The sequence below is a fragment of the Micromonospora sp. NPDC023814 genome, from assembly GCF_040639595.1.
Taxonomy (GTDB): domain Bacteria; phylum Actinomycetota; class Actinomycetes; order Mycobacteriales; family Micromonosporaceae; genus Micromonospora.
The window spans coordinates 44,583-68,769 of sequence record NZ_JBFAAF010000007.1 but is presented as its reverse complement, the minus strand read 5'-3'; the positions used below and the strand labels follow the sequence as shown (position 1 = coordinate 68,769).

The window sequence follows — 24,187 nt, the reverse complement described above, 5'->3', positions numbered from 1 at the left end:
CCGTTCCCCGCCGGCATGCCGGTGCGCGGTCAGCGGCCCTGCTCCAGCAGATCGGCGACCGTGATCAGCGGAGTCACCAGGGACGGCACCAGGGCCGGGTCGTCCAGCCGGCCGCGCCGGTAGGTGATCAACTCCGCGCCGCGCACGCTCCAGGCCGGCACCGCCCCCGCCAGGTGCGCGCCGATCAGGGTCGGCCCGACCAGGGCCTGCTGACCCGGGGCCGCCGCGCCCACCCGCCACTGCCGGTCGAACTCCTCGTACCCGGTGGCGTAGCTGTCGCTGCCGAACAGCGCGCGTCCCAGCTTCGAGAACACGTGGCGCGGCGCCACCGCCAGCGCCGGGAACTGCCGCCGCAGCCACACCGAACAGACGACGTACGTGTGGGTCTGCGAGTTGGTCGTCTGGTTGCCGTCCGCGCCGGTCGAGGTGTGCGTCTCCGTGTACGCGTACTCGGCCACCCCCACCGGGCGGCCGTGCAGCATCCCGGTCAGCGCGAACCGCACGCCCCGGCGGCTGCGGCCCGGCACCCGGTCGGTCCAGGCGACCTGCGGACTCTCGGCGTACGTCCAGCCGTACCGGGCGGCCCACTGTCGCCACCGGTCCCGCCGTTCCCGCTCCCGCCGGTGGGTCGTCACGACCAGCGCGGCGAGCCCGACCCCGAGGAGGACGGCGAGCGCCCCGCAGCCGCCCAACAAGAACACGGACACCAATCGATCCACGGGCGGCAGCGTAGTGACCGCCCGCCCGCACGCGCGCCGGCCGTCGGGACGCCGGGCGGGGTTCATCTCGACGCCATGCCTCGCCTTCGTCACCCGCAGTCGCGGCGACCCCTGATCCCACCCCTGTCGTCCACCCGGTTCGTTGAACCGCCCCCCGGCGTGCTGTTCAGTTCCCACCGGCGCGGTCGACGACGACGGTGCTGAATCTCTGCTGGCACAGCGAGGGAGGTATCCACAGTGAACAGAGGGAAGACGGTCCTGCGCCGGATCGGCGCGACCGTGAGCGCGATGCTGATGGTCGCCGGGGCCGTGGTCGTCGGAGCCACCCCGGCCTCGGCCGCGAACTACTACTACGAGCTGCCGTACCCGGCCGGCGAGTCCTACCAGGTCACCCAGGGGCCGGAGGGCACGTACTCGCACGTCGGCGCGTACAACGAGTACGCCTGGGACTTCGGGCTGCCGGCGAACTACGAGGTCTCCGCCTCCCAGGCGGGCACCATCATCATGTCGAACTGGTCGCCGTACTGGCAGAACGGCATCGAGGTGATCATCCGGCACTCGAACGGCCAGTGCACCCACTACGCGCACCTGAACCGGGCGATCTACAACGCCGGCACCTGGGTCCCGCAGGGCCGGGTCATCGGCTGGTCGGGCAGCACCGGTGCGTCCACCGGGCCGCACCTGCACTTCCAGGTCATCAACTGCAGCACCCGCGTGGGCATCCCCGCCACGCTCCAGGGCTGGACGCCGTGGACCGGCACCTGGCCGGTCAGCGTCAACTACTACGCCTGACCGACGACGCCCTCCCACGTGTCCTGCTCGCCGGATGACAGCGAGCAGGACACATGGGACTCGGGGGGCCCGTTCCAGCCGAAGACGCTCAGACGGCCCTCAACCGCCTCCGTGACCGGCCCCAGCCGCTGATCGGGGTTTTCACCGAGGGGCGGGCGGGGACGCGGGTCGGGAGGCGCGGACAGCACCCTGGTCCGCCGAAGCGACAGGGAGGCGACATGAGCTTGGAGAGGGCGAAGGACAAGGTCGAGCGGGTCGCCGGCGCCGCCAGGGCGCGGATGGGCGACATGGCACAGGGCGAGCGGGCACAGGCGGAGCAGGTGGCGAAGCGGGACGAGATACGGGGCAACCAGCCCGGCGAGCACGTCCAAGAGGACGCTCGGGACGCGCGGGACAACTTCACCACCTGACCCGGCACGTCGCCACGCCCCCGGCCGCGCGCCGGGGGCGATGCTCCGTGTCGGGGCTACCCGGAGAAGTCGCGTCGCGGGTCGAAGAGCCCGATGGGGTGTGCGGTCGCGCCGTTCGTCGCCAGGTCCGCGAGGATCTCCCCGACGACCGGGACGAACTTGAAGCCGTGCCCGGAGAACCCGCACGCAACGGTGACCTGCGGGTGCCGCGGGTGCGTCGCGATCACGAAGTGCTGGTCCGGCGTGTTGGTGTACATGCAGGTCGCGGCCCGCAGGAACCGGCCCGGAAGGGTCGGCAGGACTCCGGCGAGATGTTGCTGCATGTCCTGCACCTCCTCCGGGTGCACCTGCCGGTCGATGGTGTCCGGCGTGCAGACCGCACCGCCACGGAAGAAGGCCACCTTGGCGCCGCCGTCGGGCCCGTCGATGGCCGGGAAGCCGTACACCTGCGTGCCGGCGGCGTCCTCGTGAATGTAGATGGGATGCCGCCCGGGCTCGAAGGGGGCGACCCCGGTCTCCGGCTGGAACCAGTACATGATCTGCCGCTCGACCGTCAACGGCACACCGAGGTCGGCGAGGAGTTCGGGCGCCCAGGCGCCCGGGCAGACGACGAGCCGGCCGGCGGTGTAGGAACCCTTCTCGGTCGTCACGCGTACGCCGCCCTCGGGCAGCGCCTGCCAGCGTGCCACCGGCTCGCCGTAGCGCAGGTCGGCACCGTGCCGGGCAGCGAGGTCGAGGTGAGCGGCGACGGTCGCCTCGGGGCGCACGAAGCCCGCCTTGGCCTCGAAGAGCGCCAACTCGTCGTCCCGGGGGCTGAACGTCGGGAAGCGGCGGCGCAGCTCACCCGCGTCGAGGATCTCGTGCGGCAGGTCCCACTCGCGCGACGCGCGCAGGCTGCCGGCGAAGGTGAGGCTCTCCGGTCGGCCGACGAACACCCCGCCGGTGAGCGAGATGATCTCCCGCCCGGCGTCGTGTTCCAGCTTCTCCCACAGCTCGTACGCCCGGAGCAGGAGCGGTACGTAGGCCGGGTCCTCGAAGTACGACTGCCGGATGATGCGCGAGCCGCCGTGGCTGGACCCCCGGTCGTGCGCCCGCCCGAACCTCTCCAGACCGAGCACGCGCTGCCCCCGCGCGGCCAGGTGGTAGGCGGCGCTGCTGCCCATCCCACCGAGCCCCACGACGATGACGTCGTAGACCGACATACCTACTTCCTCCCCACCCTTCGGGCGTCAGCGGCAACCGGTGCGTGCCTGGCCCGCTGCCACCGTACAGAACTCAAGGGCCACTTCCCGCGTAGCGAGAACGGCGCTGAGCTGGGTAAAGCCAAGGGATCTTGGATCTCCCCGACCCCTCGATGCGAACTGGCCGCCCGGGCGCTGCGGCTCGTCGACAGCACGGCTGGAATTTGGCACCATCGGCGGATGCTCGGGAGGGAAAGACCGGTGGTGGTTGCCGTGTGCGGGTCCCCGGGAGCAGGAAAGACCACCATCGCCTCGGCAACGGCGCGCCGCCTCGGCCTGCTGCTCCTGACCCGGGACGAGATCAAGACCGGTCTCGGGCTGTCAGCGGCCTCCGCCGCACAGGACGGCGGCCGTCAGCTCGACCGGGAATTTCACGTCGCCGGCGGCCCCTTCAGCGTCCGCGCCGAGGCCGTGATGGTCGACGCAGCCCGCCTGCTCGCCACCTCACGGGTGAGCTTCATCGTGGAGTCCTCGGTGTTGTCCCGCGAACTGTTGGACGCGCTGCTCGCGGGTGGCGCCCGGGTGCTCGCTGTTCACGTCGTCGCCCACGAGGCGGTGATCGGCGAACGGCTCCGTGCCAGAGCGGCCAGGGGCGGGGCTATCGACCAACACCTTGCATCTCAGTTCCAGCGTGGCGAGATGAGGCGGTCGGTCTTCGAGCCGCCAGATGGAGTCGACGCCGTCGTCGAAGTCGACACCTCAGATCATGGAGATCCGGTCATCGAGACCGTCGAGGCGGCGTTTGTCGCCCTGCTTCGGCCACCGTCTGATCCCTACGTGCCAGTCGCAGTCCGGCCCAGAGGTTGAAGCGGAACTTGGACTGTCGGACCAGCTCGCGGCGAGTTTCGGCAAGCCGCCGCACAAGATCGAGAAAGGCCGTCTCCGACGAGCGGAAACGGCCTTTGATCTGGGTGGAGCTGAGGGGATTTGAACCCCTGACCCCCTCGATGCGAACGAGGTGCGCTACCGGTCTGCGCCACAGCCCCTCCGCCGGCGAACCGGCGTCGGTCCCACCCGGCTTTCACCGGGCGGGCCGGCGCCAAGGCTAACAGGTCGACCGCCCCCGCCGCGAATCCACCCCCGGCGCGGCGGGATCTTGGTGGGAACCGACCCACGGAGAACCGGATCGGCGACCCGGAAACGGACACCAAGGCCGAGGCCGGAAACGGACACTCAGGCCGAGTGGGTGCCGCGGCCGGACTGGTACGGGCGGCCCCGCAGGCCGCCCGTACGCCGGTAGGACACGGAGCCGCCGTTGGCCGCCGCGGGCAGGTCGGCCGGCCGGTCCAGGCCCATCGCCGCGCGGCGTACCACCTCACGCTGGGCCGCCAGGCGGCGCTGGGCCTCCCGGCGGGCCGCCGCCCGACGGGCCTGCTCCCGCCGCACCTCGGCCTGCCGGGCGGCCAGCCAGGCCGCTTCCCGGGCCTGCGCCCGCCGCCGCCGGCGATCCGCCACGGCCCGCGCCCGCAGGTGCACGACGTACGCGACCAGCAGGGTGGCGGTGACCCCGAAGCTGATCCAGAAGCCGGGGCCGACCACGATCACGCCGATCAGCTCGACGAAGTTGAGCAGCAGCAGCGCGGCGAGCACCCGACGCCGGCGGTATACGGCGGGGGTGTGCTGCCGGCGGGGCGGCGGCCGGCGGCGGTTCTTCTTCCCGGCGGGCGGCACGGCGCGCAGCCGGCCCGACCGGCGGGCGGCGGGCGGCGCGGAGACCGGGGCCGCGAGACCGCCCGTATCCTTGTTCTCGCTGAGCGTGACGATGAGGGAGCGGGGCGGGTGGACCGGCCGCCGCCCCGGGACAGTACGACGCCGCCGGCGGCGCTGGAGCACCCGCGCCGTCGACTGCGCCCGCTCCGCCACCAGCCGCTCGGTGGCGTCGTACCGGCGGACCAGCGCCGGCGCGAGGGCGAGCAGGCCGGCGGCGGCGAGGACGGCGAGGAGCACCGAGGTCGGCACCCTCACCCCTCCCGTCACCGAATTCGGAGCAACCGCCGCCCGACCGCAGGATCTTCCACCGAGCGTGGTCGGGTGCGTGGATCGTACGGGTGGAGCAGCGCTTGCCACAGCTTGCAGTCACTTGAGGTTACGGGCCGCCGACGCGGATGGTGACGCGCCGCGCCGATCCCGTCCGTGGGACGGCTCACCCCGCGATGGCGCGGATCCGGTGCCAGCGGCCCAGCAGGCCGCCCTCGGCGGCGACCTCCTCACTGGTCATCGCGTATCCGATGTGGTCCCGCCACGCACCGTCGATGTGCATGTAGCGCACGTGGTACGACTCCTCGCGGAAGCCCAGCTTCTCCACCACCCGGCGGGACGGCCGGTTCTCGGGGCGGATGTTCACCTCGACCCGGTGCAGCCCGCCCGGGCCGAAGGCGTGGTCGACGGCGAGCGCCAACGCGGTCGGGATGATGCCGCGACCGGCCACCCGGGAGTCGACCCAGTAGCCGACGTACCCGGAGCAGAACGCCCGCCGGACGATGCTGCCCACGTTGAGGTGGCCGACCAGCCGCTCCCGGCCGTCCTCGCGCAGGCAGACCGCGAACGGCATCCCCTCGCCGCTGCGCGCCGACCGGCGCTGGTCGCGGTGCACCCAGCGGAACGCGGCCGGCGAGTTCAGCTCGTGCCAGCTTCCCGGCAGGGACGACTCCCACGGCGCGAGCCACTCCCGGTTGGCGCGGCGCACCTCCGACCAGGCGGCGGCGTCCGCCCGCCGGTAGGGCCGCAGCAGCACCGGGCCGTCGGTCAGCACCGCCGGCCACCCCGGCGCCCGCCCACCCCCGAACAGATTCACCGCGTCAGCTTCCGCTCACGACCGCGTCACCGCAAGCGCACTCCCGCCCGAACCGCACCGTCCGTCCAGCCGTGCCCGGGAGGCCACGCTCACCGGCGCCGGTCCAGCAGGAGGACGTCCACGGTGGACCCGGCCGCCGCGGTGGTCACCCGCTCGCCGAGCACCAACAGGCCGTTCGCCTCGGCCAGCCCGGAGAGGGTGTACGGCCCGCCGTTGAGCGGCTGGACCGTGTAGCCGCCGCCGCGCCGCTCGGCGACGTGCGCGGGGCGGAACTCGCGCAGCCCGACGGGGGACGAGATCGTCTCCAGCAGGTGCGCGCGGACGCTGGGCCGGAACACCGGTTCCGCCCCGGCGAGCAGGTTTATCGCCGGGCGGGCCAGCACCTCGAAGCCGATCAGGGCGGCGCCCGTGTCGCCGGGCAGGCACACCACCGGCACCTCCTCGGCGCCGACCGTGCCGAAGCCGAGGGAGGTGCCGGGATAGAGCGCCACCTCGGTGAACATGACCGGCCCGGCCCGGCCGCCCTCGCGGCGGGAGAGGATCCGCCGCACCATGTCGCCCGGCCCGGTGCCGGTGCCCCCCGTGGTGATGATCAGGTCGGCGCGCAGCGTCTGGTCCTCCAGCAGCCCGCGCAGCCCCTCCGGGTCGTCGTCGCAGATGCCCACCCGGTATGCCAAGGCGCCCACCTCGGCCGCCGCCGCGGTGAGCGCGTGCGAGTTGGCGTCGACCGTCTGGCCGGGCTGGCTGCCCCGGCCCACGTCGACCAGCTCGTCGCCGGTGGCCACGATGACCACCCGGGGGCTGGGCCGGACCACCACGTGCCCGATGCCGGTGGCGGCGAACACCGCGACCAGCGCCGGGGAGACGTAGGTGCCGGCCCGGGCCAGCAGGGTCCCGGCGGGCAGCTCCTCGCCGGCCCGGCGCACCCCGTAACCGCGCTTGGGGACGCGGAAGATCTCCACCGCTGCCATGCCCTGGTCGGTCCACTCGACGGGGACCACCACGTCCGCGGCGAGCGGCAGCGGCGCCCCGGCGGCGACGGAGAAGCACGCGCCGGGGGTGAGCCGCACCGGGCGCCAGCTCGCCGCGCCGAGGTCGCCGACGACGTTGAGCCGGACGTTGCGCCCGCCCGGCCCGCCGGACTGGGTCGGGACGTAGCCCACGCCCCGGCCGCCTCCGGAGATGTCCTCCCAGCGGGCCGCGTACCCGTCCACGGCCGCCTGGTCGAAGGCCGGGAAGGAGTGCGGCGCGACGACGTCCTCGGCGAGGACGTTGCCGTGCGCCTGGGTGAGGTCGAGGTCGAGCGGAGGCAGCGCGCGTAACCTGCGCAGCACGCTGCCCAGGTAGTCGGCGAGCGGCATCAACTCGTTCGCGGCCGCCTCGGCGTCGGCCGACGCTGTCATGTACCAGTCACGCCCGACACGTCGGAGTTGACGAACTCGGCCAGCCACTTGCGGAACTCGCCGCCGAGGTCGTCGCGCTCGGCGGCGATCTGCACCACGGTCTGGAGGTAGCCCAGCGGCATGCCGGTGTCGTAGCGGGTGCCCCGGTAGACGATCGCGTGCACCGGCGTGCCCTCGTTGCGCAGCAGCTCCATCGCGTCGGTCAACTGGATCTCCCCGCCGCTGCCCGGCTTCGTGCGCCGGATCGCGTCGAAGATGCTGGCGGGCAGCACGTAGCGGCCCAGCACCGCGAGGTTGCTCGGCGCGTCCTCCGGCTTCGGCTTCTCCACCATGCCGGTGACCCGGACGACCTCGCCGATGTCGGTCAGTTCCGCCTCCGCCGGCTCGACCGAGGCGATGCCGTAGCGCTTGGTCTCGGAGGGGTCGACCTCGAAGAAGGCCAGCACGACGCCGCCGGTGCGCGCCTGGAGCTCCAACATGGCCGGCAGCAGCGGCTCGGACTGCTTCACGAACTCGTCACCCAGCAGCACCGCGAAGGGCTGGTCGCCGACGTGCGACTCGGCGTAACCGACGGCGTGGCCGAGGCCGAGCTGCTCGGGCTGCCGGCAGGTGTAGATCTCGGCCAGCTCGCTGGGGTGGCGCACGGCGGCCAGTCGCTCGGCGTCGCCCTTCTCCTCCAGCCGGGCCTCCAGGTCGGGGCGGCGGTCGAAGTGGTCCACCATCGACGTCTTGCCCCGCCCGGTGATCAGCAGGACGTCGCCGATGCCGGCCTGGGTGGCCTCCTCGACGATGTACTGCAGCACCGGCCGGTCGACCACCGGGAGCAGCTCCTTGGGCACCGCCTTCGTGGCCGGCAGGAACCGGGTGGCCAGTCCGGCGGCCGGGATGACTGCTTTGACCGCACGGGAGCGACCGGTTGCGGCGGTCGCCGTTGAGGGGCTCGCTGAGTGCTCCGACATGTCGCGAGACTATCGGCCACGGCTCTGCCGTGGAGGGTGAGGACCGGAAGACGCGCCGCCGCTCGTGCCGGGCCGCGCGGGACCGGGTCCGGCCGGCGCGGTCCGGGGCTCGGCCCCGGGTCCGGCCGGCGCGCCGCGCGGCCCGGCGTCGACCGGATCGGCCGGTTCGGGGCGGGTCCGGGCCGGCTGGCGCGGGGCGCCGGCGCGCGGCAGCCCGTCCTCGGGGCTGACCGCGCCCGCCGGGACGGGGATCTCCCGGGCCGGCGGATCGGCCCGGCCGTGGGCGACCGGCTCCTCGCCGGCCCGGCCGTGGGCGACCGGCTCCTCGCCGGCCCGGCCGCCGCCCGCCCGCTCCTCGCCGGCCCGAGCGGCGCCCGCCCGCTCGTCGTCCGCCCGGCCCGGGTCCGCCCGTTCGTCGTCGGCCCGGTCGTCGGCGATCCGCCAGGTGTCCCGGCCGGCCGCCTTGGCGGCGTAGAGCGCGTCGTCGGCAGCGTCCAGCACCTCCTGGCCCGTGCTGGCGTGGCCGGGATAGACGGCGATGCCGATGGAGACGGTCACCGCGATGGCCACGGGCGCGCCCCCGCCGTGCCCGTCGGCCGTGATCGGGGCCTCCCGGATCGCCGCGCCGAGCCGCTCCGCGACGATCGCCGCCCCCCGGGCGTCGGTCTCCGGCAGCAGCACCACGAACTCCTCGCCGCCCTGCCGGAAGGCCAGGTCGACCTCGCGGATCTCGCCCCGCACCCGGCGGGCGAACTCCGCCAGCACGGCGTCGCCGGCCGCGTGCCCGTGCGTGTCGTTGACGTCCTTGAACCGGTCCAGGTCGAGGGCGAGGACGCTGAGCATCCGGCCGAACCGGTTCGCCCGCTCGACCTCCCGGCGGATCGACTCCCGCAGGTAGCGGTAGTTCCAGAGCCCGGTCAGCGGGTCGGTCAGCGAGAGCCGCTGCGCCTCCTCGTGCACCCGCACGTTGTCCACCGCCACGGCGGCGTGGCCGGCGAAGGTCCGCAGGGTCACCAGGTCGTCGTCGTCGAACTCGTCCGCGCCGAGCCGGTCGTAGAGGGCCAGCACACCGAGCGCCCGGGCCGGGGACGCCGGCTCCGACGACCCGGGCCGGGCGGGTGGGGCGTCCGCGCGGGCGGCGGCGTCGACCGCGCCCGTAGCGCCCGGGGCCGCGAACGGCACCGCGACGTACGTCCGGCAGCGCGGCTCGCCCGGCGGCACGGCGGAGGGTTCCGCCCGGCCGCGCTGCGGCTCGCCGGTCGCCGCGACGGCCCCGAGCACGCCGCTGCCCAGCGGCACCCGCAGCGGCCCGGCCCGCTCCTCGGGCGGGCAGCGCCCGTCCAGCCCCTCCGCGCACTGCGCCACGAGCACCCCGCCGTCGTCGACCAGGAGCACCGCGCCGGCCCGGGCGCCGGTCGCCGCGATCGCGCTGTGCAGGATCACCCGCAGGATGCGTTGCAGGTCGTGCGTGCTGGCCAGGGTGTCCCCCAGCACCGCGAGGTGCCCGCGCAACTGGTCGCGGCTGCTGGTCAGCGCCGCCACGTAGGTGCCGGTCTCCCGGGTCATCCGGTTGAACGCGCCGGCCAGCCGGCCGATCTCGTCGCGGCTGCGCACCGGCACCCGGGCGGTCAGGTCGCCGAGGGCCACCCGGTCCACCGCGCCCGCCAGCTCCACCAGCGGCCGGGTGGTCACCCGGGCCAGCCGCCCGGCGGCCACCACGGCCAGCAGGGCCGCCACGAGCACCGCCGCGACCAGGGCGGCGTACAGGCCGGGCGGCTGGTCGCTGGGGACCGAGAGCACGAGCGGCAGGGGCTGCCCGGCGGACGGGCCGACCCGGCGGACGTACCGGCCGTCGGCGGTCTCGGTGACCCGCTCGCCGTCGACCGTGCCGGCGGCGGCGAGCACGGCGTCGCGTACCCCGGTCGACTCGGTGGTGTGGGCGAGCCGGACGGGCGCCTCGGCGTCGTCGAGCAGGGTGACCGCCACGCCGGTCACGGCCGCGAGCCGCGCCACGAAGGCCGGGTCGACCGGATGCGCCGCGGCGACCGTGCCCAACGGCCCGCCGGACCGGTCGCGCAGGTCGACCCGGACGGCGAGCGCCCGCACCGGGCCGGCGGCCGGCGCGGCGGTGGAGCAGTCCCGCCAGGGCTCCGGCGGCCCGCCCGGCGAGGCGTAGGTGACCCGGCCGGCCACGTCGGTGACCCGCACGGCGGCCGCCAGGCCGCGGCTGACCACCTGGCCCGCGGCGCCGGGCCGGTCGCCGGTCAGGGCCACCGCGTCGGCGGCGGCCCGCAGCTGCTGGCAGAGGGCGTCGACCGAGGTGCGCACGGTCGCGGCGGCGACGGCCAGCCGCTCGGTGGAACGACTCCGGTCGACGGCCACCACGGTCGAACCGACGAAGAACGCCCCGAGCAGGACCGGGCCGAGCACCACCGCCAGGAAGGCTGTGGTCAACCGCCCGCGTAGCGTCACTCGGTCCCCCCGGAAGTTCCGCCGCCGTCGCTTGCGATGCTGACACAGAGCAACCAGGTGACAAACGTTGCGTCAGGAGTGTTGCGTGCCCGATTTTTCTCATGAAGCGGAAGCGGCGAAGCGGGACGTGCGCGCCGCCGTGCTCGCCGCCCGCCGGGCGCTGACCGCGCCGGCGCGGGCCGAGGCCGCCGGGCGCGTCCAGGCCGAGCTGGTGGCTCTCGTACGCCGGCTGCGCCCGCGCCGGATGACGGCGTACGTGCCGGTCGGCTCCGAGCCGGGCGGGCCCGACCTGCCGGCGGTGCTGCACGCGGCGCTGCCGCCGGGGGCCGAGCTGCTGCTGCCGGTGCTCTGTGCCGACCTCGACCTGGACTGGGCGGCCTGGGCCGGGGCGGACGCGCTGGTGGCCGCCGGCCGGGGCATGCGCGAGCCGGCGGGGCCGCGACTGGGCCGGGACGCGGTGGCGGCGGCCGAGCTGGTGGTGGTGCCGGCGCTGGCGGTGGACCGGCGGGGGCTGCGGCTGGGCCGGGGCGGCGGCTCGTACGACCGGGCGCTGGCCCGGGTGCCCGCGACCGCGCTGACCGTGGTGCCGCTGCACGACGGGGAGCTGGTCGGGTCGCTGCCCGCCGAGCCGCACGACCGCCCGGTGCGCGCGGTGGTCACTCCCGCCGACGGCCTGCGTACGCTTGACGCCGCCCCCCGGGACGCGGCGGGTCGCGCCTGAGGGCGGCGGTGTCGCGCCCCACACTTCCGCTGGACGAATCCGGGGGCGATGACGCACCATTGGCACTCGAAGACGTCGAGTGCCAATCGGCCGTGCCAGATCCGGAGGAGAACGTGCCCACGTACCAGTACGCCTGCACCGCGTGCGGCCACCAGCTCGAGGCGGTGCAGTCCTTCTCTGACGAGCCGCTGACCGAGTGCCCCGCGTGTGAGGGGCAACTGCGCAAGCTCTTCAACTCGGTCGGCATCGTGTTCAAGGGCTCGGGCTTCTACCGCACGGACTCCCGCACCTCGGGCAGCGACACCGGCAGCAACGGCGGCGCCGCCAAGCCGGCGAAGTCCGACTCGTCCTCCGCCGGCGACTCCGGCTCGTCGAGCGGCTCGACCGCCGCCTCGTCCTCGTCGCCCTCGTCGTCGTCCAGCTCGAACGGCTCCGGCGGCGGAGCGAGCAAGACCCCGGCCGCCAGCACCGCCAGCGCCTCCTGACGCACGCCACCACCCGTCCCGGGGCCGGCCCCGCCCGCCCCGGGCACATCCCGCTGTGCAGGCCACCGGCGTAGGGCCACGGCCCCCGCCTCCTGGCTCGCCGTCTCGGGTCCCTGGTCGACCGGGGCGGCGTCTCGGATCGCCTGGTGACGCCCGTGGGCGCGACGGGGTGGTAGCGCGGTCACCGGCAGGCGGTTGTCCACAGGGCCGCCCGCGTCATCCACAGGCCCGGGGGCGTTGTCCACAGGCCGCCGGGGTTTCTCCACACGCGCGGAAGCAGCCTCGGATGTCGGTGGGTCGCCTGGCAGCCGGTTCAGTCCCAGTGCGGCGGCCGCTCCGCGAGCAGCCAGTCGTCGTTGCCGCCGGAACGCTCGCCCCAGCCCCGATCGGTGTCGTCGGCGGTCTGCTCGGGCAGCACCACGAAGTCGTCGCTCAGGTCGACCGTACGGTCGTCGTCGCCGCGTACCGCCGGCGTCGGAGGGAACTCGGTGCTCACGAGCGGCAAGACTAGCGCAGCCGCGACCGGGTCACCGCGTCGAACCAGGTCCGCCCCGGTGCTCCGCCGACACGGCTGGGCGGGGGCGTCCGGCCACGGCTCGCCAGGCTGTTCGGCGACGGCTGACCGGGGTGTCCGGCGTCGACCCGCCGGTGGGCCGGCCGCGTCCGGCCGGTCACCGGGCCGGAGCGTTGGTAGCGTCGGACGGCGTGACGACCCCCACCTCCGGCAGCGCCCCGGACGAGTACTGGCGACGGCCCGACACCGCGCCGGAGCAGTCCGGGACCCGGGCCGCACCGACGCCGGCGCCCGGGGGCGGCTACGTGGGCCCGCCGGCCACCACCCCGCCCCCGGCTGGGTGGCGACCGCCGGTGCATCTGCGACCACCACCGCCCCGGCGGCTGCCCCCGCAGGACATGGCCGGGCTCGACACGGCGGAACAGCGGGCGCAGCGACTCACGTACGGCGTCGGCGCGCTGGCCGGCGCGGTGCTGGTGATCCTGGTCTGCCTGCTCTGCTCACGCCTGATCTTCTGAGCCACCCCACTCCCCCAGCGCCATCTTGCAGTTACCGTCCTGGCAAAGCGCGCGAACGGGGACAGAAGGCGGGCCGAAGTGCAAGATCGCGGAGACCAGGGGGCGGGTGTCAGAGGGTGTTGCCCCAGACCGCCTCGGCGCCGGAGTGGCCGGTGAGGTAGGCGTAGATCAGGGTCGCGACGCCGAGCGCGACCACCGCGACCGACAGCACCGGCGCGATCCAGGACGGCAGCCTCGGCACGCGCGGGTGCCCGCTCGTCACCACGAGCAGCAGCAGCGACGCCACGGCCAGCGGCAGGACGTACCAGAACAGGATGTCGCCGTAGCGCGAGTGCTCGAGGATCTGGTCCACGATCGGGCCCTGCATGCCCTGGGCCAGGAACGCGTCGTTCAGCTCCTCGCCGGACTCGACCGCGACGAAGGCCGTCACCGGCGCCGCCACGGCGAGGATCGCCACCGCCCAGTCCAGCCGGGGCCGGAACCGGGGCAGCGCCACGTACGCGGCGGAGAGCAGGGCCAGCAGCGGCGCGAGCACGACGACCGCGTGCACCACCAGCACGTGGGCCGGCAGGCCCAGGATCTCCTTGAACATCCACACCTCCGGCGTACGCGGTCGCGGGTTGCCAGCGTACGGTGCGCCGGCCGCCCCGCCCAGAACTCGATCCGCTACACGCGCCCCGGACCGGTCCGGTTCACCGCCCCGACGGGCAGGCCGGCTGTGGCCGGGGCCACCCTCTGCCGGAGGCCGGTTGTCGACCCGGTCACCTCGTGCTGTCATTGACGGATGTCCGGCGGGGAGGAACTGCTCCGGTCGAGGGGCCTGCGGGTCACCCGGCCGCGCCTCGCCGTGCTCGACGTACTGGCCGCCGGCGGCCACCTCGAGGTGGACGAGATCACCCGGCGGGTCCGCGAGCGCCTCGACTCCGTCTCCACCCAGGCCGTCTACGACGTGCTCGGCGCGCTGTCCCGGGCCGGGCTGTCCCGCCGGATCGAGCCGGCCGGCAGCCCCGCCCGCTACGAGGCGCGGGCCGGGGACAACCACCACCACGTGGTCTGCCGGGGCTGCGGCGAGATCGCCGACATCGACTGCGCGGTCGGCAGGGCCCCCTGCCTGGACCCGGACATCGCCCACGGGTTCGAGGTCGACGAGGCGGAAGTGACCTTCTGGGGCCTCTGCCCCACCTGCCAGGCCCGCCGCTCCGCCGACGACTGAGCCGGCCGCGCCGGATCCGCCGCGCCACCGACGCCTGACCGCCGCGCAGGCCCTGGCTCCGCCGCTCCGCCGACAACCGACCGTCCCCACCGACAACGGGGACTGCCGCGGGGCTGACGTCCGTTGCCCGGGGCGGAGGGTCGCGGGGCATGGCACGCTTGGTCGGTGGACTCCGATGACCTCGGTCTGTTCGGTCCGGGTTCGGTCACGTGGAAGGTGCACGAGGAGCCGATCCTGATCGTCGCCGGCCTGCGTTCGCTCTACCTCCAGGCACTGCATCCCCGCGCGATGGCCGGGGTCGCCCAGAACAGCGACTACCGCTCCGACGCCTGGGGTCGCCTGGTCCGCACCGCCACCTACGTGGCGACCACCATCTACGGCACCACCGCGGAGGCGGAGGCCGCCGGGCGGCGGGTACGCCGGCGGCACGCCCGCCTGCGGGCGACCGACCCGTCCACCGGGGAGGAGTTCCGCGTCGACGACCCCGACCTGCTGCGCTGGGTGCACGTCACCGAGATCGAGTCGTTCCTCGACACGGCCCGCCGGGCGGGGCTGCCGCTGACCGCCGACGAGATCGACGGCTACTACACCGAGCAGCGGCGCGCCGCCGCGCTGGTGGGCCTCGACCCGCAGACGGTCCCCGGCACCGCCGCCGAGGTGGCCGACTACTACCGGCGGATCCGCCCGGAGCTGCGGATCACCCGCGAGGCGGCCGAGACGGCGATCTTCCTGACCGCCCCGCCGATCCCGTGGAAGCTCAGCCTGCCCGCCCGGATCGGGCTCAACCTGGGGCCGGCCCGCTGGGCGTACTTCGGCATCGCCGGCACCGCGTTCGCGCTGCTGCCCGCCTGGGCCCGGCGGCTGTACGGCGGACTGGGCCTGCCGACCACCGCGCTCTCGGCCGACCTGACGGTGCGGGCGCTGCGGCTGACCCTCGCCGCGGTGCCCCGCCGCTGGCGGGAGGGGCCGTTGCAGCAGGCCGCGAAGGAACGCGCCGCCCGCCTCGCCCGCGCCCCCGCCTGAACCGTTCAGTCCCGGCCGGGCAGCCGGTCGGCGGGCTGCTCGACGGCCGCCCACGGCTCCTTGCCGGGCGTCTGCGCCCCGGCCGGGCAGGTGCGCCGGTAGTCGCACCAGCCGCAGCGGGGACCCGGCGTGGTGGGGAAGGCGTCGTCGGGGTCGTCCCCGTCGGCGACCGCCCGCTCGGCGGCCATGATGTCGCGTGCGGTCTCCTCGGCCCGGGTGAGCTGCCGGGCCAGCGACTCGACGGTGTGCTCGTGCGCCGCGACCGTGCCGGTGGGCAGGTGGTGCAGCTCCACCCGGCGGCACGGCCGGCGGAACACCCGCTCGGCGGCGTACGCGTAGAGCGCCAGGGCCTGGGAGCCGCGCGCGTCGTCGGCGTCCAGCCCGGTGCGGCCCGTCTTGTAGTCCACGATGACCAGCTCGGGGCCCTCGGGCCCGGGGCGGGAGTCGATCCGGTCGGCCCGGCCGTTGAAGGCCAGCACCCCGGTCTTGACGGCCACCACCCGCTCCACGCCGAGCGGGTCGACCCCCGGCTCCAGGGTCTCGACGTAGGACTCCAGCCAGCCCAGCGCCCGCCGGTAGGCCGCCCGCTCCTGCTCCTCGTCGCGGTAGCCCTCGCGCACCCAGGTGCCCTTGAGCAGTGCGGCGAGCGCCTCGGGCCGGCGCCGCTCGGGGCTGAGGGCATACCAGTTCTTCAGGGCCGTGTGCACGCTCGCGCCGAGGGAGTTGTGCGCCCACGGCGGGCCCTTGGGCGGGGCCGGACGGTCGACGTAGGAGTAGCGGTAGCGCCGGGGGCAGTCCGCGTAGGCGCCGAGCTTGCTGGGGGTGCAGACGAAGAGCCGTTCCGGCATGCCCTCGAAGCCGAGCTGCTCGGGCTGGTCGCCGCGGGGGCGGGGCGCCCGGCCCGTGGCGGAGGACCGTCCGGCTGAAGAGGCTCGTCGCACACCTGGATCCTGCCATCCGGCCCCGACAAACCCGGGCGGCGGTCAGGCCATGTTGGCGTACTGGGTCACGAAGGCCGCCACCGCGTCCGCGATGAGCTGCACCGCGATCGCCGCGAGCAGCAGGCCGGCGATCCGGGTCAGCACCTCGATCCCGCCCGGGCGCAGGATCTTGACGATCCCACCGGAGAACCGGAGCACCACCCAGACCGCGACCATCACCGCGACGATCGCGGCGGCGATGGCGGTGTAGTCCGACCCGCCGTCGGCCTCCTTGACGAAGAGCATGGTGGCGACGATGGCGCCGGGACCCGCCAGCAGCGGCGTGCCCAGCGGCACCAGCGCGATGTTCGAGGTGACCTGCTGGCTCGGGTCGTCGGCCTTGCCGGTCAGCAGCTCCAACGCCACCAGGATGAGCAGCAGCCCGCCGGCAGCCTGCAACGCCGGCAGGTCGACGTGCAGGTAGTCGAGCAGCGTCTGGCCGGCCACCGCGAAGATGACGATCACGCCGAGCGCCAGGGCGACGGCCTGCCAGGCCGCCCGGTTGCGGTCCCGGGCCGTGAGCGGGCCGGTCAGCGCCAGGAAGATGGGCATCATGCCCGGCGGGTCGACGATCACCAGCAGGGTCACGAAGACCTCACCGAACAGCTTGGCATCCACGTGATCAACGTAGCCGTGCCGCCGGAGACTGAAACGCGGATCAGCCGGAAGCGATCCCGGTCACCCCGCTCGCCTCGGCGATGATCCGTTCGTACGCCTCCGGGTCGGTGGTGAACGCGCCGAGCCGGACCGTCTTGTGCGTGCCGTGGAAGTCCGACGAGCCGGTCACCAGCAGGCCCAGCTCGCCGGCGAGGGCGCGGACGTGCGCCCGCTCGGCCGGGGAGTGGTCCTCGTGGTCGGCCTCCAGCCCCGCCAGGCCCACCGCGGCCAGGTCGGCGATCAGCGCGTCCGGCACGATCCGCCCCCGCCGCGTCGCCCGGGGGTGGGCGAAGACCGGCACGCCGCCCGCCGCGCGGACGAGCCGGACCGCGTGGAAGACGTCGATGTCCTCCTTCGGCAGCCGGTAGCGCTCGCCCAGCCAGTCCGGCCCGAACGCCTCCGTGGTGGTGGCCACCAGGCCGGCCCGGATCAGCGCCTGGGCGATGTGCGGCCGGCCCACCGAGCCGCCCGCCGCGCCGGCCAGGATCTCCGGCCAGTTCACGTCGATCCCGTCGGCCCGCAGCAGCGCCACGATCCGCTCGCCCCGCTCCTCCCGCGCGGCGCGCACCCGGGCCAGCTCGGCGACCAGCTCCGGGGCGTCCGGATCGAAGAGGTACGCCAGCAGGTGCAGCGGCACCGGCGGCTCCTCGCCGTACCAGCGGCAGGAGATCTCCGCCCCACGGACGAGGCTGAGCCCGGCCGGCAGCGCTCGCAGCGCGGGCGCCCAGCCGGCGGTGGTGTCGTGGTCGGTGATCGCCACAACGTCCAGCCCCGACTCCGCCGCCGCCCGCACCAGCTCGGCGGGGCTGAGCGTGCCGTCGCTGGCGGTGGAGTGGGTGTGCAGGTCGATCCGCGGGCGCGCGCTCACCGCCCCGACGCTACCGGCCACCGCCGACGCCCGGCGGGCGGGCGTGGTCAGGAACCGTCGCGGCCGACCGGGATCGGGCGCTGACCGTCGCCCAGGCCGCCGACCGGGGCGCCCGACGACTCCTCGCCCGCGAGCACCCGGCTCACGTCGACGCGCACCAGGCCGGCGCGGGCGTCGGAGTAGTACGCCGTCCCCTCGGGCGTCCACGCCACCGGCCCGTGCACGGGCGGCCCGGCCGGGCGGACCGCCCGGGTGGCGCCCAGCCGGTCCAGGTCGACCAGCAGCGCCCGGTCCTCGCCGCCCACCCGCCCGTTGACCAGCAGCCACCGGCCGTCGGCCGAGACGCCGCCGCGCCCGTCGTCGCCGAGGGTGGGCCCGCAGCCGGTCCGGGCGGGCGCGAGGTTTCGGGTCGGGTCGAGCAGGGCGAGACAGAGCCGGCGCGGCGTGCCCGCGGACACCTGCGCGACCACCACGCCGTCGGGGCGGGTGCCGTAGACCCGCAGGGTCGCGCGGTCGCCCCCGCTCTTCAGCGGGCCCTGCGCCGGGCGCCACAGGGTGTGGCCGGGCTGGCCCGCGTCGAGGCGCACCAGGACGGCGTCGCCGGCGAAGCCGACCGGCACCGCCCCGGCCGGCACCGGCGTGCGGGCGGCGGCGACGACCTGGGTGCCGACGATCCCCGCGGCGACCAGCTCGGCACCCTCCCGCCAGGCGACCTGACGCCCGTCGCGGCTGAGGGCGATGTCCCGCGCCCCGGCCAGGAGCAGGTGCACCGCGCCGTGGGGCTGCACCACCCACAGCGCCTGGCCGGCCGCCGTCGGGGCGCCGACCACGGCCCAGCCGGCGCCGTCCGGCAGCCGCTGGGCGCGCTCGGCCGGGCCCACGTCGGGCAGCGTCAGCCGCTGCCCGCTCGTGGTGGCGAGCACCGCACCGAGGATCAGGTCCACCTCGCCCCGGCCCGCGCCCTGCGCCGGGTCGGTCGGTGGGGCGACCGGCAGCGTCGGGGTCAGGTTCGGCAGGGGCGAGGCGTACGGGTCACCGAGCACGACGATGGGATGGGTGGGCCGGCCGGGCTGCTGCCCCAGCTGGGCGATCCCGGTGCTGATCCCCACGGTGGTGACCGCGGCCAGCGCCAGCCCGGCCACGGTGCGCCGGCGCCGGGCCCGGTCGGCCCGGCGGATCGCCAGGCCCGCCGGGTCGGCGGCGAGCGGGTGGGCGACGGCGACCCGGCGGGCGAACGTCTCCCGCACCGCCTGCTCCAGCTCGTCCTCGGTCACGCCGTATGGACGCCTCGGGCCGCCGGTCCGGTTGTCAGCAGGGCCCGCCGGACGGCTCACCGACGCTCTCCGACGCCGGTGCCGGCCGGTACGACCGGCAGGCCTCGCGCCTCGTCGCGGTCGGCCCCGGCCGGGCCGGCCGGGGTTCCCGGGGCAGATCCTTCCCCATGGCCCGCCCGCGCCGCCGCCGACGGCACAGGAACGGGCTCCGCCGCCGGCTCGCCGACGGGCGGCGTGCGCCCGGCGTCCGGCCCGGGCAACCCGGCGTCGGAGGCGGGCAGCCCGGGCGCGGGCGCGACGTCCGGTGCGTCGACGCGCGGTGGGGCGTTGGTCGCCGCGACCACGGCCGCCGCGTCCGCGCCCACCACCATCCTCGGCGCGCCGTACGCCGGCGGCCGTCCGGCATCGGCGGGTGCGGGTGCGGGTGCCGGCCGGTCGGCGGGAGCGCGCCGGGGCCGGGGCGGGGTCGGCGCGGCCCCGCTCGGCAGGTCGAGGGCGGCCTCGGCGCCCATCCGGCGGCGCAGCGTGCCCAGGGCACGCGAGGTCTGGCTCTTGACGGTGCCCGGGGAGATGCCGAGCAGGGCGGCGGTCTGCGCCTCGGACATGTCCTCGTAGTAGCGCAGCACGAGCACCGCCCGCTGCCGGGTGGGCAGCGCGCTCAGGTGGCGCCAGAGCAGGTCGCGGTCGAGCTGATGCTCGATCTCGTCGACCGCGGCGCGCTCCGGCAGCACCTCGGTGGGGCGTTCACCGTGCCAGCGCCGGCGCCACCAGCTCGTCGAGGTGTTGACCATGACCCGGCGGGCGTACGGCTCGATCGCCTCGATCCCGCCGAGCCGCTTCCAGGCCAGGTAGGTCTTGGTCAATGCGGTCTGGAGCAGGTCCTCCGCGGTCGCCCAGTCCCCGCTGAGCAGGTACGCGGTGCGCAGCAGGGCGCCGGAGCGGGCCGCGACGAAGTCGCGGAACTCCTCCTCCAAGGGATCCCTGCTCGCCATCAGCCACCTCCGCGCCCCGTTTCCTTGGCAGGTTGCCACGGCAGGGCAGGTCGGGTCGACGGCGAATGGTGCGCTGTTCCTCCGATGTTCGGACGAAAAGTTTCACGCCCCGTCGTCGGCCTTGGCCTCGTCGGCCTCCTTGCCCAGCCGCGCCTCGACCGCCTGCGGCTCGTACATCTCCTCGACGACGCGCAGGTAGAGCTCGTTCGGGTTGGGCAGATTCTTGATCTCGCGGAGCGCCTGCTCCTGACCGGCGGACTCCAGCACGAACGTGCCGTAGTTGAGCGCCCGGCCGGTCGGGGTCTGCTCGTACTTCATGTCGGTGACCCGGACCAGCGGCATCATCGCGACCCGCCGGGTGATGATGCCGTTGACCACCATCACCCGCTTGTTGGTCAGGATGAAGCGGTCGTACCACCAGTCGGCGACCTTCCACGCCACCCATCCCATCACCGCGAACCAGAGGAGCACGGCGATCGTGGTGAGCGCGCCGACGTCCTGCCCGGCGAGGAAGCCGGAGAGGTAGCCGAGCACGAACGTCGCGGCGATGCCGACCAGCAGCGGGGTGGAGAGGTGGATCCAGTGCCGCTTCCACTCGCCCCGGTAGCGCTCGGTGGGGAAGAGGTAGCGCGCGACCAGCGAGCTGGGCTCGTCCTCCAGCGGCAGCACCCGGCGCGGGGCCATGCCGGCGGCGTCGGCCCGCAGGCCGGCCAGCTCGTCCTCGGAGATCTGCGGCGGCTGGTAGCCGGCCTCGGGATCACGGATCCAGGCTCGACCGGACCGCCCCTCCCCGGCGTACGCCGGGCCGTCGCCGAAACCGGCGTCGTCCGAAAGGGAGGGGCCGTCGCCGAGACCCGGGCCGGTGCCGTAGCCCGGCCCGTCGTCGGGCCCGAGCCGGGGGATCGGCTCCGTGTCTCGCTCCCGGCGCTCCCGGTCGGGGTCGTCGGGGTCGAACGGTGGACCGGAGGGGTTACCCATCGGCGGCTAGGCGACGAGGCTGGTGAAGAAGTCGCCGAAGCCCTGTGCGATGTCCATGATGCCACCGCCCAGGGACTTGAACACGTCCGCGGCGGAATTTGGCCGGTAGGCGACGAAGAAGATCAAGAATGCGATTCCGGCCCAGGTGAGGACCTTCTTGACCATGGCGGGCCATCCTCTCGCGCGGCGCCGGGTCCCATTACCGCAGCGGCACCCAGGGTATCAGTGTGATGTCGTACAGTGAATATCTGCGTCCGTTCTCCGTCATTCCGGGAGACCTGTCAAGCCCTGGAGCTTGTCAAGCCTTCCCGTGCAGATACGGAGACGGTGCGCCGTACACGAGTTCGGGCGGTGTCCACTCGGTCAGGTCGTGCAGCACGACGTCTTCCGCGAGCAGGTGACCCGCACTCGCCGGCCAGGCTATCGCATGGAGCCACAAACCCCGAGCCTCGCCGGCGTACGCGCTTCGATCCGTAGGCGAGTTCACAAGCCACAGTGGAGTCGGGTGGCCGGCCACCTTGATCCTGGCCTGCCCGACGTGCTCCGGGTGGCCGGGCCCGGGGTCGGTCAACGCCTCGGCCAGTTCCGGTCCCGGGTCCGGGCCGGCCATCCCGGCGAACCGGGTGCCCAGGCCGACGCCCGGCTCCTCGGCCACGAAGACCAGGTCTGCGGGGCCCTCGCCGAGCGGCGCGGGCCCGGCGAGGGCGACCGCCGTGGCGCGCACGCCGGTCCGGTCGTCCCCGGCGTACGCCACCCCGGTCATGGTCCAGCCCGGCGGCAGCGGCCACGGGCACCAGAGCGGCGTCGCCGGCCGGCGCGGCAGGTCGGCGGCGGCGGTGATGCGGTCCACCACGCTGGCGACGATCTCCGCGCCGATGTGCTCGGGCACGTGCAGCGGGGGGACCGGCCCACAGTCCAGGCAGCGCGTTTCGGTGTGCATCAGGTCCGGCGCCCGCACGGGCCCGCCACATCTCGGACAACTCACCGCGACACTCACCTTCCCACCGTCGCCCCGCGCCGCCGCCCCGTCAAGCGGAGCGCCGGTTTCGGTGCCGCCGGCCATTGCGGGGAACGACCCGCTCAGGCGGGCGGCGGGCCGGCGTGCGCGCGGATCCAGGCGTGCATCGCGATGCCGCTGGCCACGCCGGCGTTGATCGACCGGGTGGAGCCGTACTGCGCGATGGAGAAGAGCTGGTCGCAGGCGGTGCGGGCCGGGTCGGACAGGCCCGGTCCCTCCTGCCCGAAGAGCAGCACGCAGCGCCGCGGCAGCGTGGTGGTCTCCAGCGGGCGCGACCCGGGCAGGTTGTCGATGCCGACGACCGGCAACTCCCGCGCGACCGCCCAGGCGACGAACTCCTCGATGGTCTCGTGATGCCGCACGTGCTGGTAGCGGTCGGTCACCATCGCGCCGCGCCGGTTCCACCGACGGCGGCCGACGATGTGCACCTCGGCGGCGAGGAAGGCGTTGGCGTTGCGGACGACCGTGCCGATGTTGAAGTCGTGCTGCCAGTTCTCGATCGCCACGTGGAAGTCGTGCCGGCGCCGGTCCAGGTCGGCCACCACGGCCTCGCGCCGCCAGTAGCGGTACCGGTCGACCACGTTGCGCCGGTCGCCCTCGGCGAGCAGCTCGGGGTCGTACCGCGGGTCGTCCGGCGGGTCCCCCGGCCACGGTCCCACGCCGACGTCGAGCTGGTCTCCGGTCACGGTCACGCAGGGTACGGCCCACGTGCCCGGCCCCGGGCCGCACCCCCGACGGCGGCCCGGTCTGGTAGTGGCCGGATCGGCGGGTCGCCGGGCGCGGGGGCGTCCGGTGGTGGCCGGATCGGCGGGCCACCGGGCGCGGGGCGGCCGACAGCGGCCGGCTCGGCGGGTCGCCGGGCCCGGGGCGCCGACGGGGTCGACCGGCGGCGGCTCAGCCCAGCCCCAGCGCGCCGCCGAGCCGGTCGAGGAAGCGGCGGTCGGCGGGTGCCGGCGGCGGCTCAGCCCAGCCCCAGCGCGCCGCCGAGCCGGTCGAGGAAGCGGCGGTCGGCGGGTGCCGGCGGCAGCGCCTCGGCCCCGGGCGTCGCCGCCCGGCAGACCCGGGCCGCCACGGACTGCACCCACTGCCGGTACGCCGCCGAGTCGGCGGGGTCGGCCCGCCGCAGCACCCGGGTCGCCGCGCGGCAGGCGGCCAGCAGGTCCACCAGGTCGGCGAGCCGGTCGACCGACGGGGAGGCCCCGTCGTGGCGGGCGTAGATGGCGGCGACCACCGCGCGGACGAGATCGCTGTCGAAGGCCCGACCCGCCGCGACCGCGTCCAGGCCGGCGAGCCCGGCGGAGACCCCCCGGCGGGGCCGGCCGGGGCCGGGCGCGGCGGCGGCCACGATCACCCGACCGGGCAGGCTGGTCAGCAGATCCCACTCGGCGGCGGAGTAGACGGCGGTGGTCAGCGGTGCGGCACGGCGGCCGGCAGAGGGCGGCTCTCCGGCGACGGAGTGGCTCATGGGGACCTCCGGCGCCAGCATATGCCCCGGAAGGGGAAAAGGGCCCCTTCCACACGAACCCGGCGGGAAGGGGCCGTCGACGTCAGCGCGGCTCGGGGAAGCTCGGCCGCTCCGGGTCCACGCCCTCGGGCACGGTCGTGGCCGCGTACTCCTTCTTGGGGACCATCACCCGGCGGCGGAAGACGCAGACCATGGTGCCGTCCTGGTTGTAACCCCGGGTCTCCACCGAGACCACGCCCCGGTCGGGCTTGGATGACGACTCGCGCTTGTCCAGCACCGTGGTCTCGCCGTAGATCGTGTCGCCGTGGAAGGTCGGCGCCACGTGCCGCAGCGACTCGACCTCGAGGTTCGCGATGGCCTTGCCGCTGACGTCGGGCACCGACATGCCCAGCAGCAGGGAGTAGATGTAGTTGCCGACCACCACGTTGCGCTTGAACTGGCTCGCGGACTCGGCGTAGTGCGCGTCCATGTGCAGCGGGTGGTGGTTCATGGTGAGCAGGCAGAAGAGGTGGTCGTCGTACTCGGTGACCGTCTTGCCGGGCCAGTGCCGGTAGACCGCGCCGACCTCGAACTCCTCGTAGTAGCGGCCGAACTGCATCCTTGTCCCCTTCGACGGGCGGCGATGGAGTTCGGCACAGCATGCCTTATGGAGTGTTAAGGCGACGGGTGGGGCGCGGGCCGTGCGGAAATG

Annotated in this window: 28 protein-coding genes and 1 tRNA gene; 8 read left to right on the top strand and 21 right to left on the bottom strand. The window is 74.9% G+C overall.

Annotated features, from left to right (window positions below; genetic code table 11):
* Positions 1–29: 29 nt before the first annotated feature.
* Complete coding sequence (locus AB0G14_RS05670) at positions 30–707, bottom strand: hypothetical protein (protein WP_357694096.1); 678 nt, start codon at positions 705–707, stop codon at positions 30–32.
* Between the two features lie 249 nt (positions 708–956).
* Between AB0G14_RS05670 and AB0G14_RS05665 the strand changes: the two genes are divergently transcribed.
* Both AB0G14_RS05665 and AB0G14_RS05660 read left to right on the top strand, forming a co-directional pair.
* Complete coding sequence (locus AB0G14_RS05665) at positions 957–1,511, top strand: M23 family metallopeptidase (protein WP_357694094.1); 555 nt, start codon at positions 957–959, stop codon at positions 1,509–1,511.
* Positions 1,512–1,729: 218 nt separating this feature from the next.
* Positions 1,730–1,921 (top strand): general stress protein CsbD, encoded by a 192-nt coding sequence (locus AB0G14_RS05660; protein ID WP_357694091.1) that lies wholly within the window; start codon positions 1,730–1,732, stop codon positions 1,919–1,921.
* Between the two features lie 56 nt (positions 1,922–1,977).
* Here AB0G14_RS05660 and solA read toward each other — a convergent pair whose 3' ends face one another.
* Complete coding sequence (gene solA, locus AB0G14_RS05655) at positions 1,978–3,123, bottom strand: N-methyl-L-tryptophan oxidase (RefSeq protein WP_357694089.1); 1,146 nt, start codon at positions 3,121–3,123, stop codon at positions 1,978–1,980.
* A 219-nt stretch (positions 3,124–3,342) separates the two neighbouring features.
* On the opposite strand from solA, the gene AB0G14_RS05650 reads away from it, so the two are divergent.
* Entirely contained in the window at positions 3,343–3,969 is a 627-nt protein-coding gene (locus AB0G14_RS05650) for an AAA family ATPase (RefSeq protein WP_357694086.1), read from the top strand.
* A gap of 105 nt (positions 3,970–4,074) precedes the next feature.
* Here the strand turns inward: AB0G14_RS05650 and AB0G14_RS05645 are convergent.
* The 6 genes from AB0G14_RS05645 to AB0G14_RS05620 form a co-directional block, all read right to left on the bottom strand.
* Positions 4,075–4,148 (bottom strand) — tRNA-Ala (locus AB0G14_RS05645).
* 187 nt (positions 4,149–4,335) lie between these two features.
* Positions 4,336–5,127, bottom strand: coding sequence for a hypothetical protein (locus tag AB0G14_RS05640; RefSeq protein ID WP_357694084.1), 792 nt, complete (start codon positions 5,125–5,127; stop codon positions 4,336–4,338).
* Between the two features lie 178 nt (positions 5,128–5,305).
* The gene (locus AB0G14_RS05635; protein WP_357694082.1) at positions 5,306–5,956 is read right to left on the bottom strand and encodes a GNAT family protein; all 651 of its coding nucleotides are present in this window, start codon (positions 5,954–5,956) and stop codon (positions 5,306–5,308) included.
* Between the two features lie 89 nt (positions 5,957–6,045).
* Positions 6,046–7,359 (bottom strand): gephyrin-like molybdotransferase Glp, encoded by a 1,314-nt coding sequence (glp, locus tag AB0G14_RS05630; protein WP_357694079.1) that lies wholly within the window; start codon positions 7,357–7,359, stop codon positions 6,046–6,048.
* Complete coding sequence (locus tag AB0G14_RS05625) at positions 7,356–8,318, bottom strand: UTP--glucose-1-phosphate uridylyltransferase (RefSeq protein ID WP_357694077.1); 963 nt, start codon at positions 8,316–8,318, stop codon at positions 7,356–7,358. The genes glp and AB0G14_RS05625 overlap by 4 nt, the downstream gene beginning before the upstream one ends.
* 9 nt (positions 8,319–8,327) lie before the next feature.
* Complete coding sequence (locus AB0G14_RS05620; protein WP_357694074.1) at positions 8,328–10,790, bottom strand: diguanylate cyclase; 2,463 nt, start codon at positions 10,788–10,790, stop codon at positions 8,328–8,330.
* An 85-nt stretch (positions 10,791–10,875) separates the two neighbouring features.
* On the opposite strand from AB0G14_RS05620, the gene AB0G14_RS05615 reads away from it, so the two are divergent.
* Positions 10,876–11,511: a 5-formyltetrahydrofolate cyclo-ligase gene (locus AB0G14_RS05615; protein ID WP_357694072.1), complete on the top strand. Its 636-nt coding sequence runs from the start codon at positions 10,876–10,878 to the stop codon at positions 11,509–11,511.
* Positions 11,512–11,624: 113 nt separating this feature from the next.
* Complete coding sequence (locus AB0G14_RS05610; RefSeq protein ID WP_357694244.1) at positions 11,625–11,996, top strand: FmdB family zinc ribbon protein; 372 nt, start codon at positions 11,625–11,627, stop codon at positions 11,994–11,996.
* A 313-nt stretch (positions 11,997–12,309) separates the two neighbouring features.
* Here the strand turns inward: AB0G14_RS05610 and AB0G14_RS05605 are convergent, their stop codons facing one another.
* The gene (locus AB0G14_RS05605; RefSeq protein ID WP_350701446.1) at positions 12,310–12,492 is read right to left on the bottom strand and encodes a hypothetical protein; all 183 of its coding nucleotides are present in this window, start codon (positions 12,490–12,492) and stop codon (positions 12,310–12,312) included.
* 209 nt (positions 12,493–12,701) lie between these two features.
* Here AB0G14_RS05605 and AB0G14_RS05600 point away from each other — a divergent pair, with 209 nt between their 5' ends.
* Positions 12,702–13,028: a hypothetical protein gene (locus AB0G14_RS05600; RefSeq protein WP_357694068.1), complete on the top strand. Its 327-nt coding sequence runs from the start codon at positions 12,702–12,704 to the stop codon at positions 13,026–13,028.
* Positions 13,029–13,137: 109 nt separating this feature from the next.
* Here AB0G14_RS05600 and AB0G14_RS05595 read toward each other — a convergent pair whose 3' ends face one another.
* Positions 13,138–13,620 (bottom strand): DUF2231 domain-containing protein, encoded by a 483-nt coding sequence (locus AB0G14_RS05595; RefSeq protein ID WP_357694066.1) that lies wholly within the window; start codon positions 13,618–13,620, stop codon positions 13,138–13,140.
* 192 nt (positions 13,621–13,812) lie between these two features.
* Here AB0G14_RS05595 and AB0G14_RS05590 point away from each other — a divergent pair, with 192 nt between their 5' ends.
* Both AB0G14_RS05590 and AB0G14_RS05585 read left to right on the top strand, forming a co-directional pair.
* A complete protein-coding gene (locus AB0G14_RS05590) occupies positions 13,813–14,241 on the top strand; it encodes a Fur family transcriptional regulator (RefSeq protein WP_350701451.1) in 429 nt (142 codons plus the stop codon).
* Between the two features lie 165 nt (positions 14,242–14,406).
* On the top strand, positions 14,407–15,264 hold the full coding sequence (locus AB0G14_RS05585) for an oxygenase MpaB family protein (protein ID WP_357694062.1): 858 nt from the start codon (positions 14,407–14,409) through the stop codon (positions 15,262–15,264).
* A 5-nt stretch (positions 15,265–15,269) separates the two neighbouring features.
* Here AB0G14_RS05585 and AB0G14_RS05580 read toward each other — a convergent pair whose 3' ends face one another.
* From AB0G14_RS05580 to AB0G14_RS05530, 11 genes are all read right to left on the bottom strand, one after another.
* A complete protein-coding gene (locus AB0G14_RS05580; protein ID WP_357694060.1) occupies positions 15,270–16,205 on the bottom strand; it encodes a PD-(D/E)XK nuclease family protein in 936 nt (311 codons plus the stop codon).
* 42 nt (positions 16,206–16,247) lie between these two features.
* Positions 16,248–16,862: a MarC family protein gene (locus AB0G14_RS05575; RefSeq protein ID WP_357457187.1), complete on the bottom strand. Its 615-nt coding sequence runs from the start codon at positions 16,860–16,862 to the stop codon at positions 16,248–16,250.
* A 40-nt stretch (positions 16,863–16,902) separates the two neighbouring features.
* Positions 16,903–17,769 (bottom strand): PHP domain-containing protein, encoded by an 867-nt coding sequence (locus AB0G14_RS05570; protein WP_357694058.1) that lies wholly within the window; start codon positions 17,767–17,769, stop codon positions 16,903–16,905.
* A 47-nt stretch (positions 17,770–17,816) separates the two neighbouring features.
* The gene (locus AB0G14_RS05565) at positions 17,817–19,043 is read right to left on the bottom strand and encodes a hypothetical protein (protein ID WP_357694056.1); all 1,227 of its coding nucleotides are present in this window, start codon (positions 19,041–19,043) and stop codon (positions 17,817–17,819) included.
* Between the two features lie 56 nt (positions 19,044–19,099).
* Complete coding sequence (locus tag AB0G14_RS05560; protein ID WP_357694053.1) at positions 19,100–20,035, bottom strand: SigE family RNA polymerase sigma factor; 936 nt, start codon at positions 20,033–20,035, stop codon at positions 19,100–19,102.
* A gap of 102 nt (positions 20,036–20,137) precedes the next feature.
* Complete coding sequence (locus AB0G14_RS05555) at positions 20,138–21,013, bottom strand: PH domain-containing protein (protein WP_350678039.1); 876 nt, start codon at positions 21,011–21,013, stop codon at positions 20,138–20,140.
* A gap of 6 nt (positions 21,014–21,019) precedes the next feature.
* On the bottom strand, positions 21,020–21,178 hold the full coding sequence (locus AB0G14_RS05550; protein ID WP_007455302.1) for a hypothetical protein: 159 nt from the start codon (positions 21,176–21,178) through the stop codon (positions 21,020–21,022).
* A 133-nt stretch (positions 21,179–21,311) separates the two neighbouring features.
* Positions 21,312–21,998 (bottom strand): TFIIB-type zinc ribbon-containing protein, encoded by a 687-nt coding sequence (locus AB0G14_RS05545; RefSeq protein ID WP_357694050.1) that lies wholly within the window; start codon positions 21,996–21,998, stop codon positions 21,312–21,314.
* A 95-nt stretch (positions 21,999–22,093) separates the two neighbouring features.
* Positions 22,094–22,717 (bottom strand): RNA methyltransferase, encoded by a 624-nt coding sequence (locus AB0G14_RS05540; protein WP_357694048.1) that lies wholly within the window; start codon positions 22,715–22,717, stop codon positions 22,094–22,096.
* 275 nt (positions 22,718–22,992) lie between these two features.
* Positions 22,993–23,517, bottom strand: coding sequence for a hypothetical protein (locus AB0G14_RS05535; RefSeq protein ID WP_357694046.1), 525 nt, complete (start codon positions 23,515–23,517; stop codon positions 22,993–22,995).
* Between the two features lie 61 nt (positions 23,518–23,578).
* Complete coding sequence (locus AB0G14_RS05530) at positions 23,579–24,094, bottom strand: MaoC family dehydratase (RefSeq protein WP_091098336.1); 516 nt, start codon at positions 24,092–24,094, stop codon at positions 23,579–23,581.
* Positions 24,095–24,187: the final 93 nt, after the last annotated feature.

Bases quoted from the DNA above. Each gene is read 5' to 3' on its own strand.
- AB0G14_RS05660 (WP_357694091.1), top strand. From the start codon at position 1,730: ATGAGCTTGGAGAGGGCGAAGGACAAGGTCGAGCGGGTCGCCGGCGCC.
- solA (WP_357694089.1), bottom strand. From the start codon at position 3,123: ATGTCGGTCTACGACGTCATCGTCGTGGGGCTCGGTGGGATGGGCAGC.
- AB0G14_RS05650 (WP_357694086.1), top strand. From the start codon at position 3,343: ATGCTCGGGAGGGAAAGACCGGTGGTGGTTGCCGTGTGCGGGTCCCCG.
- glp (WP_357694079.1), bottom strand. From the start codon at position 7,359: ATGACAGCGTCGGCCGACGCCGAGGCGGCCGCGAACGAGTTGATGCCG.
- AB0G14_RS05625 (WP_357694077.1), bottom strand. From the start codon at position 8,318: ATGTCGGAGCACTCAGCGAGCCCCTCAACGGCGACCGCCGCAACCGGT.
- AB0G14_RS05595 (WP_357694066.1), bottom strand. From the start codon at position 13,620: ATGTTCAAGGAGATCCTGGGCCTGCCGGCCCACGTGCTGGTGGTGCAC.
- AB0G14_RS05590 (WP_350701451.1), top strand. From the start codon at position 13,813: ATGTCCGGCGGGGAGGAACTGCTCCGGTCGAGGGGCCTGCGGGTCACC.
- AB0G14_RS05560 (WP_357694053.1), bottom strand. From the start codon at position 20,035: ATGGCGAGCAGGGATCCCTTGGAGGAGGAGTTCCGCGACTTCGTCGCG.
- AB0G14_RS05555 (WP_350678039.1), bottom strand. From the start codon at position 21,013: ATGGGTAACCCCTCCGGTCCACCGTTCGACCCCGACGACCCCGACCGG.
- AB0G14_RS05550 (WP_007455302.1), bottom strand. From the start codon at position 21,178: ATGGTCAAGAAGGTCCTCACCTGGGCCGGAATCGCATTCTTGATCTTC.
- AB0G14_RS05535 (WP_357694046.1), bottom strand. From the start codon at position 23,517: ATGCTGGCGCCGGAGGTCCCCATGAGCCACTCCGTCGCCGGAGAGCCG.
- AB0G14_RS05530 (WP_091098336.1), bottom strand. From the start codon at position 24,094: ATGCAGTTCGGCCGCTACTACGAGGAGTTCGAGGTCGGCGCGGTCTAC.